Origin of the sequence: Gordonia sp. (in: high G+C Gram-positive bacteria) (genome assembly GCF_020438995.1) — a bacterium.
Taxonomy (GTDB): Bacteria; Actinomycetota; Actinomycetes; order Mycobacteriales; family Mycobacteriaceae; genus Gordonia.
This window is the reverse complement of record NZ_JAGQTN010000322.1, coordinates 1-8,147: the sequence shown is the minus strand read 5'-3', so window position 1 is coordinate 8,147 and position 8,147 is coordinate 1. Positions and strand designations below refer to the sequence as shown.

The window sequence follows — 8,147 nt, the reverse complement described above, 5'->3', positions numbered from 1 at the left end:
CACCGGATTTCACCATCAGTGACAGATCGGCATAACCGAGCGTCTCGATGCCGGTGACCGCGGCCCCCACATCGCCGGTGCCACCATGATCGGCTGCGAAACCCGGTGCGGCGAAACCATTCCCGGCCAGTGACCGCATGGTGTCGAGTATCTGGGCGCGGGCCTGATCGAGGGTGCGCGACGGGTCGGGCAGCAGCTCGGCGCGATCGATGTTCTCCCGGACCATCTCCCGGGTCTCGTGCCACGGCCCGTCGAGGACCGTGCGCAGCGCCGCCGTCACGGCGGTATCGTCGGATTCGGTTGATTCTGGTGCGGACATGGCCTCCACCGTAGGCGAGCCGGCCGCGGATCGGTGTGATTCGCCGCACCAGGACGGCGTCGGGGCCTGAGGTTGCGATCAATGCCGGTTTCCGGGACTGCCGGCAAACTCAGATGGGTTCGCTGTGGAGCTATCGGGCCTGCCCGAGATAGACACCGCGCAGTCTTGGACAACCGCGTTACTGGATAACAGGACGTTCGCGGTACGTCACTCGGTGCCGGTAGCTCCCGCTTCAAGCGCGGATGCCACCGCTTCGAACTCGGCGAGTGCTGCGGTGAGGTCTTCGACGATCTCGCGAGCGATTACGTCGGGTGACGGCAGGTTGTCAGCGTCTTCCAGCGACTCGTCACGCAGCCAGGTGATATCGAGGTTCACCTTGTCACGGGCGACGAGTTCGTCGTAGGTGAACGACTTCCAGCGGTCCGACTCGGTGCGCGCGTCGTGCGGCTCTCCTGGCCGGTAGACCTCGACGAAATCGTCGAGGTCGGTGCGCCGCATCGGATGCTTCTTGAGCGTGAAGTGTTTGTTGGTGCGCAGGTCATAGATCCATAGTCGCTGCGTCCACGGCTGTTCGGCTGCCGGCTTGCGGTCGAAGAACAGGACGTTGGCTTTGACGCCGGGCTTGTAGAAGATTCCGGTCGGCAGACGCAGAAGTGTGTGGAAGTTGTAGGCCGTCAGTAGTTTTCGGCGCAGCGTCTCACCCGCGCCGCCTTCGAAGAGGACGTTGTCGGGCAGGACGACGCCGGCGCGGCCGTTGACGTCGAGGATTGTCATGATGTGTTGCAGAAAGTTGAGCTGCTTGTTCGAGGTGGTGACCACGAAGTCCTGTCGGAAGATTTCGGCGTCGTCGTCTCCGGCGCCGCCGATGTCGGTGCTCGAACTCTTGCCGAACGGCGGATTGGCCAGCACCATGCTCCACCGTCGGCCGGGGTCGGCGAGCAGCGCGTCGCTGTTCTCGATGAGCGAATCGCCGGTGATCGATCCGAGGCCGTGGAGCAGCAGATTCATCGACGCGAGCCGCGACGTTGTTGCACCGATGTCCACGCCGGTCACGAAGTCGTTCTGCAGGTGATCGCGTTGCGGTGGGGTGAATGTGGCGGCGTCCTTCGCGACATACGAGTGCGCGGCGAGGAGGAACCCTCCGGTGCCACACGCCGGGTCGATCACCGTGTCGTCGATGGTGGGCCGTAGGACATCGACCATCGCCTGAATCAGAGGGCGGGGTGTAAAGTACTGTCCCGCTGTCGATTTTGTATCTCCGGCGCTTCGTTCGAGGAGTTCTTCGTAGGCGTCGCCGTTGACGTCGGCGCCGGCCGCCGACCAGTTCTCCTTGTTGATGTAGTCGACGATCAGCGTCTTGAGGTGCGACGGATTCGAGATCTTGTTCTGCGCCCGGCGGTAGATGGCCCCAAGCACACCGGGCTGGTTGGCGAGTTCCCGCAGTATGTGGTTGTAGGTGTCTTCGAGCTTGTCGCCCGACAGACCCAGGAGCCGATGCCACGACAGGTTCTCGGGTACCACTCGTTCAGGGTTGAGCGGCCGTGTCGCACGCTCTTCGGCCATCTTGAGAAACAGCAGGTAGGTGAGCTGCTCGGTGTACTCGTACATGTTGACGCCGGAGTCGCGCAGGACGTTGCTTCCGGCGACGAGCTTGGCGACGAGGCGGCGGGAGTCGGACATGCCTAGCAGTCTTTCATTGCGGCTGTCTGGGGCACGGCGGCACCCGGTGACAGTGCAGCGACCGACGGGCGACATCGGATGAGGTTCATCGGGTTGTCAGTGCCTTGGTGCATCATCTAGGTATGGCCGCACCGATCCCTGCTCCGGTGGAGACATCTGTGCTCCGTTGGGCGCGTGAGTCGAGCGGGTTTACCCAGGTAGCGGCGTCGCGAAAGATCAAAGTGCCCGACGATCGGGTGGCGCAGTGGGAGTCCGGCGAGGCGGTGCCGACGATCGCGCAACTTCGTAAGGCCGCCGAGGTCTACAACCGGTCGCTCGCGGTGTTCTTCCTGCCGCAGCCTCCGGACGGCTTCGATACCCTGCGTGACTTCAGACGGTTGCCCGATTCGGAAGCCCGGCAGTGGAGCCCCGCCCTGCACGAGGAGTTCCGCCGCGCCCACACACAACGGGACTTTGCACTGGAATTGGCAGAGATCGAGGAGCGTGAGTTCCCGACGGAGTGGCGCTTGCGGGCCTCGGCCGAGGACGTCGAGAGCACTGCGCAGATGATCCGGACCACGCTGGCCGAGGTCGGCCCGCTACCCGTCCCCGATTCGTCCAGCGACGGCTATGAGCACCTGAACGCATGGATCGCCGCTGTGGAGGCGAGCGGTGTGCTCGTCTTGGCCACGAAGGGAGGCCGTGTCGACGTCAAGGAGATGCGGGGGATGTCGATCTACTTCGACGTGCTCCCGGTGATCGTGCTCAACGGGAGTGACCACGTGCGGCCCCGACTGTTCTCGCTGCTGCACGAGTTCGCTCACCTCGCAATCCACACCGAGGGCCTGTGCGACGTGACCGCCGACGACCGCCCTCGAGATGCGAACCGGTCCGTCGAAGCGGCATGCAACGCCATCGCGGCGTCGGTGCTGATGCCGGGCGCGGATGTACGGGCCCGGCCCGAGGTGATCGCTCGCAGCGTTGCTCCCGATTCATGGGACTACGCCACGCTGCGACCTGTGGCAGCACAGTTCGGCGTGAGCCCTGAAGCGCTACTCCGCAGGCTGAGCACACTCGGCGCCGTATCGACCGCGTTCTACCGTCAGCGTCGAGCCGAGTTCGCCGCCGCATACGACGATGAGGCCAGCCGAACCAAACCGAAGAGCGGCAATTGGTACCGCAATACAGTGCGCGATCTCGGCAAGGCGTATGTGCGCGCGGTAGCCGACGCGCATCGTCGCCGGGTCATCGACAGCAACACCGCCGCGGTTTACCTCGACGCCAAAGTGGGCCAGATACAGCAACTCGGTGAGGTCGCCGAACTACGGAGTGTCGTGAGGTGAACCTCTACTCGTTCGACACAAGTGCAATCCTCAACGGTCGACGAGACCTCTTCCGACCAACTGTGTTCCGCGGCCTATGGGAACGGATCGAGGATGAGATCACCAGCGGATCGATCCGTGCGGTGGATGAAGTTCAGCGGGAGCTCGCGCGGCGCGACGACGACGCCAAGAGTTGGGCCGACGCGCAGCCAGACCTGTTCTGCCCACTGTCGGCCCAGATCCAGGAGGGTGTACGGCAAATCCTCGGCCTCTACCCGAATCTCGTGCGGCAGGGCGGTAAGCGCAGCGGTGCAGACCCCTTCGTCATCGCCCTGGCGCTCGTGACCATGGGAACCGTCGTCAGTGAGGAGATCGCCACCGGTAACATCCTGAAACCGAGAATCCCCGACGTATGCGAAGCGCTCGGGGTGCCATGCCTTACCCTCATGGGCTACATCGAGGAGCAAGGATGGGAATTCTAAATCAAGAATCAGACTCCCGATTGTCGGCCATGTCGGTACGGGGTCTCAGTTGCGTTGTTGACGCTTGACGAGTCGCTCAATCTCGTCACTTCGTACCAGTGCCTTGTTAGCCAACATCCGTCTCGTAAGACTGTCTGCCATACCGCCCTCAACATTCGGACTCTCGACCAAAGGGGCGAATTCAGGTGCGTAGAGCTCAGCCCAATTGTCGTGATCTGATGGTGTGTGTCGCGGATGAGCTACGGATGGCAAATCGCTAAAGTACTCATGAACCATATGCTCTTCCGTCGGGTCGACCTCAGTCCATTCGCTCACGTCGACCCACCCCTGACTGGGGAGTACGCAGTGATTTTCATGGACCAATTCCCAAGCAAGAGGCGGAAAGTAGCACGAGCCCACCGAATTGATGCCGATCGGGTATCCGTTGGCTGCATACTGGGCCTTTGGTCCAACTAGGTACAAGCCTGCGAATGAGCCACTCGTACGACCAGTTCGCCCACGTGCGAGTGCGATGAATAGGCGCAGATCTCCAGGCAACTGGACACGAGATCCGCCCAGCATTCTGCGAGTAAACTCCGGGAACTCGGTCTGAAGCCAAGGTGAGAATGCGCACAGGCCAAGTGTCAGCGAACGGACTACTGAGCCCGGTAGGAAGGTTCCGTCATTGACTGCAATTCGTGGAGGCAATTGCAGGTTCCAGTCTTTCACCCATGACGGCCTCAAGATCGCAGCAAAGTCGGCGTAGGCATTGTCGTACCTACCGCCAATCGTCGAGTTGCAGGAGTCGCAGTGACCCCGGAAATGGATGCCACCAAGTATCGTTTTACCCGGACGAATCGAATCTCCGTCAATTATCATCTTGTGTTGAGTAACCATGCTTGCGTTGCCGGCGACTCGTGGCGGTACGTGCGCCTTGGTCATTCGCTTCTTCTCGCCACATACACCGCAGACGTACTTCGTATTACGATCACGGGTGGCGCCAACCGGTCTAGGTGCTCGGGAACTCTTCACCAGGTGGGCTTACCAAGAGGTCTGAGTATGCCAGGTCTCCGCTATGATGAGACGCTGCCATGATCGATGTGAATTTGCACGGTGTAATGTGATCAGGAGTCCAATCATGTTGGCCATGCAAAGGCCTTGTAATCGCTTGAGAACGCATGCTTGAGCAAAGATCTGCGAAGGCCGTTACTCCGGATTTCCGAACGCTCCGCGGCGTCGCGTAGTGGCACCAAGGATCGTTTGATCCAGTCGAGTCGTGTCAGCACTTCCATCTGGTCCGACAGTGACGGTAGTGGAATGCGCAGTGCAGCCAGATCTTTCTGATTGATCTTATAGATTCCTGCTGTCGTTCTGGCGACACTCTCTATCTGGTTGCGAACTATTTTCGAATTCCAGACGAGTGCAAGGAACTCTGGCTTCAAGCGCTCGGCGTCCGCGCGAATTCGTATCATTGTGTCGGGAAAAGCGACGGGGGCTGGCTCATCCGTAACCAGTCCTCCGCGACCAACAAGACGTAGGCTGCCGTTCCCGCGGGACACTAGAAAGTCGCCGCACTCGACGAGGTAACGATTTGCGTCCGTGGCTGACCAAGCTCCACATTTGTATTCAGTTAAATCGATCCGACCTCCCTTGATGGCGGTCAGGCGTAAAACGGGGAAACCATCCTCCTGAGTAGGTACGGACTTACCATTGGTGAGTCCATCCACTATCAGAGATCCGATTGGGACTTCCTCGTGGTGTACTGTTGCAATTTCCCTGGCCAGGAGACATTCAAGGAGCGTCTGCTCGCGTTGCCGTGCGGCTTTGATATACGAATTTGCGGCGTCGAGGCGGGAGAGGTGATCTTCGAGGAGGGTCACGATTCGGTGTTGCTCATCGAGGGGCGGCAGCGGAAAAGCAATATGTTTCAGCTTGGAAACGCTCAAGGTTAGAAGTCCGCTCGTTGAACTCGCGACACGAGTCAGTTCATCCCTGATCGCTGGAGAGTTCCAGAGTAGTCCCAGGAACTTACTGTCGAGGTCCTCAACTGGACGCACTCGAATAAGGTGGTTTTGGTGAACCGCATTCGCTACGGATGCATCCCATACCGCTGCACGGCCGATTTGCTTCGGTGAACCGTTTCCCTCCACCACGAGTAGGTCGCCGTCCTGAAGGCGGTAGCGCTCAATCTCGCCTTCAAATAGCTCAACTTCGTGGAGGTCGGTCGTGTCGAGGCCTCCGGATGTGACGTTGGCAACACGAAGGAAAGGGAATTTGTTTACCTTTGGCGTGCGCTTCGGTTGCTTCTGGATTCCTCCCTGGATCTCGGCGACATCATTCAATGTCACGATCGGCCAGCTCACGCAGTCAGCTCCTTGTTCAGTTCTTCGATCAACAATCCGGCCCGGTCCCCGAGATCTCTGAGGGCACCGTCGGTTCCGCCGTTTTCGATGAACGGTGATGCGTCGAGGGCTGTGGTGTCCATTCCGGCGGAGGAAGCGATGACATCGGCGATCCGGTCGAGCCACCAGCGTTCGGCGGCGCTGAATGTGACGCCGGCCTGTTCCTGTTGGGCCAGCCAGGCGGCGTATCGGGCATGCACCTTGTCGGCGTACGGCACGAGTTGGTCCTCGGCGCCAACGGTGTAGCGGATGAGCGAGACCAGGTCGGTGAGGTTTCGGTGGTCATTGCGGCTGGCCCGTTTGGGGTCTTCGAGGATCTCGTAGGCGTTCCAGAGGATGTGGGGTGTCCAGTTGTACGGCGGTCGTTGAATGCGGTCGGCGAGCTCTTTGAGATCGCCGAACGACACCCGACGGTCGTGGGCCTCGGTGAGCAGCTGGATGGCGGTGATCTCCGCGCGATGTTCGTCCAGGTACTCCTGCCACGATGTGATCATGGATTCGGCTTTGCTGGTGTCGACCACACCGTAGGCGTCGAGCAGGACGTCGGCGGAAACCTCGTCGACGACGCGGTCGTGGCTGCGACGTAGTTCGAGGATGCGGGTGCGCAGCTCCGGGTTGGCTGCGAGCGGTTTGACGGCGTCGAGGATGAGTTTTTGCCGCGCCACATCAGTGTCGGCAGCGCCGGCGATGGCGTTGGCCTGGGTATCGGGGTCGACGGCATCGACGAGGTGGTGGACCACCTCGCGCAGGGAAGCCCCCGAACCTCCCTCGTTGGCGACAGCGTCGAGTTCGGCCCGTTCCTCGGGTGTCAATTGAGCCTCAAGTGCGGCCAACCGGGATGCGAGAGTGGCGGTTTCGTCCTCGGTGATCGTCAGGTTGGCGGTCTTCTCCAGCAACTTGCGCAGACTGATCGACGTGTCCCGGTTCAGCGGAGGTTCCACGAAGGAGTGTTCGGTGACACCGACGGCATCGATCAGCACGAACCGCAACTTCTCCTTGGCATCGGGAGTGACGGCCTGAAAGTCGGCGTCCGGGATGGTGCGTGCGCCACGGCCCTTCATCTGCTCGAAGTATTGCGGCGAACGCACATCCCGCATGAAGAACACACATTCCAGCGGCTTGACATCGGTACCGGTGGCGATCATGTCGACGGTGACCGCGATACGCAATGCGGCACTGGTACGGAACGCCGCGAGCTGCTGTTCGGCGTTGCGGGCCGTGTAGGTGATCTTGGCGGCAAAGTCGTTGCCCTTGCCGAACACCTCCCGCACCTGTGTGACGATCTCCTCGGCATGAGCGTCGTCCTTGGCGAAGATGAGGGTTTTGGGCACCACCGAACGGCCGGGAAAGATTTCGCTGAACAGCTTGTCGCGGAACGTTTCCAGTACTGTCCGGATCTGGTCGGTCGCCGTGACCGCACGATCAAGTTGCCGGGCAGTGTAATTCAGGTCGTCCTCGAGCGTTTCGTACCGTTGCTGCCGGGTCCGCCTGTCGACCTTCGGGACAACGGTGCCCGCTTCGATAGTGGAGCCCTGCGAGCTGATCTGTGTCTGGATGCGATAGATGTCGAAATCGACGTTGACGTTGTCGGCCACCGACTGCGGATAGGTGTACTCCGACACGAGATTCTGTTTAAAGAATCCGAAAGTCTGCTTACCCGGGGTGGCGGTGAGCCCGACGATGTGGGCGTCGAAATACTCCAACACACCACGCCACTGGCCATAGATGGACCGGTGCGCTTCATCGACGATCACAAGGTCGAACGTCTCGGGCGGGATGTCGGCGTTGTAGGCCACCGTCACCGGGTGATCGGGGACCCACCCATCGAGTTCGGGATCATCCGCGTCGGCGACGTCCTCGTTGCGCAGCGCCTTGAACACCCTCTGAATGGTGGAGATCGCGACCGATGTGGCGTCGGGCATCGGTCCGCGTCGGATTCGGTTGACGTTGTACAACTCGGTGAACTTACGCCCATCGTCCGGTG

At 60.8% G+C, this 8,147-nt stretch carries 5 protein-coding genes and 1 pseudogene; 2 read left to right on the top strand and 4 right to left on the bottom strand.

Features of this window, described 5'->3' with window-relative positions:
• Nucleotides 1-319 (bottom strand): annotated as a pseudogene (locus KDB67_RS22270) (acyl-CoA oxidase); the annotation flags it as partial.
• Nucleotides 320-526: 207 nt separating this feature from the next.
• Nucleotides 527-1,999 carry a class I SAM-dependent DNA methyltransferase gene (locus KDB67_RS22265; protein WP_291020737.1) on the bottom strand — a complete coding sequence of 491 codons (1,473 nt, stop codon included), beginning with the start codon at nucleotides 1,997-1,999 and terminating at the stop codon, nucleotides 527-529.
• Between the two features lie 122 nt (nucleotides 2,000-2,121).
• Here KDB67_RS22265 and KDB67_RS22260 point away from each other — a divergent pair, with 122 nt between their 5' ends.
• Complete coding sequence (locus tag KDB67_RS22260; protein ID WP_291020735.1) at nucleotides 2,122-3,321, top strand: XRE family transcriptional regulator; 1,200 nt, start codon at nucleotides 2,122-2,124, stop codon at nucleotides 3,319-3,321.
• A complete protein-coding gene (locus tag KDB67_RS22255) occupies nucleotides 3,318-3,782 on the top strand; it encodes a DUF4411 family protein (RefSeq protein ID WP_291020732.1) in 465 nt (154 codons plus the stop codon). The genes KDB67_RS22260 and KDB67_RS22255 overlap by 4 nt, the downstream gene beginning before the upstream one ends.
• Before the next feature lie 1,115 nt (nucleotides 3,783-4,897).
• Here the strand turns inward: KDB67_RS22255 and KDB67_RS22250 are convergent.
• Entirely contained in the window at nucleotides 4,898-6,124 is a 1,227-nt protein-coding gene (locus KDB67_RS22250; protein ID WP_291020730.1) for a restriction endonuclease subunit S, read from the bottom strand.
• The coding region (locus KDB67_RS22245) for a type I restriction-modification enzyme R subunit C-terminal domain-containing protein (protein WP_291020728.1) at nucleotides 6,121-8,147 on the bottom strand (2,027 nt) is incomplete at its 5' end. The genes KDB67_RS22250 and KDB67_RS22245, both read right to left, overlap by 4 nt.